Annotated in this window: 1 protein-coding gene; it reads right to left on the bottom strand. The window is 43.1% G+C overall.

Translation table 11 applies throughout. The annotated features are described in order from the left end of the window. Nucleotides 1-93 precede the first annotated feature (93 nt). Entirely contained in the window at nucleotides 94-405 is a 312-nt protein-coding gene (locus ACT3RM_RS18190; RefSeq protein WP_033011318.1) for a group II intron maturase-specific domain-containing protein, read from the bottom strand. Nucleotides 406-455: the final 50 nt, after the last annotated feature.

Genomic DNA, 455 nt, shown 5'->3' on the forward strand with positions numbered 1-455 from the left:
ATCGAGTAGGGTGAGGCTTATGCCTCATCCCTCTCACAGAACCGTACGTACGGACCTCGTATACGGCTCCTGTACCCTTCACATTTTATCAACTTATTTCCTAAACGCCGATAAAGCAAGCCATCCCGTATTCACTTTTTCTATTGGATATAAACCAAGCTCCTCAAACCATTGGTTTGGCATCGATACACAAGATAAAGGGCTTAGTGAGTTACGCCACGAGTTCATCTTAATGAACTTAAACGGTGGCTTTTTTCCTAACTGCTTTAGTCGTCGATGTAGCCTTGATGGCTTCTTCCACAACCTCAGCTGTATTGCCCTTAGTCTTCGTCTGATCCAACCTGCCAAGGCTTTTAGCTCTCGTTTACAATTGGCTATACTAAAATAATTTACAAAACCGCGCACAACTGGATTTAGCCGTTTTATTACTTCTGCTAAATTTATGCCGCCGTTAC

Origin of the sequence: Pseudoalteromonas sp. AOP7-A1-14 (genome assembly GCF_052376275.1) — a bacterium.
Taxonomy (GTDB): Bacteria; Pseudomonadota; Gammaproteobacteria; order Enterobacterales; family Alteromonadaceae; genus Pseudoalteromonas.